At 60.1% G+C, this 253-nt stretch carries 1 pseudogene; it reads left to right on the plus strand.

Annotated elements, in window-relative coordinates:
* Nucleotides 1–121: 121 nt before the first annotated feature.
* Nucleotides 122–253: pseudogene (locus FV222_RS29190) on the plus strand (IS3 family transposase); the annotation flags it as partial.

The following is a 253-nucleotide window of genomic DNA, read 5'->3' on the forward strand; positions in this document are numbered from 1 at the left end:
TCGGATAACGAAGCTCGCTTCGATCGTAGCGGGTCCGGTTCTCAGTCGTCCACATCGGCAGCCTCCACACAGGCAGCCTTGAATCACAAACCCCTCACATCACTCAATATGTCGCCGGACAGACACTGAGACCGAGAATGCTCGGCTTCGAAAGGCAATCGCCGATCTCACCCTCGACAAGCTGATCCTGCAGGAGGCGTCCCGGGGAAACTTCTGAGCCCCGCGCGCCGACGCGCCTGTGTCGAGCACATCC

This window comes from Methylobacterium sp. WL103 (assembly GCF_008039885.1).
Classification (GTDB): Bacteria; Pseudomonadota; Alphaproteobacteria; order Rhizobiales; family Beijerinckiaceae; genus Methylobacterium; species Methylobacterium cerastii.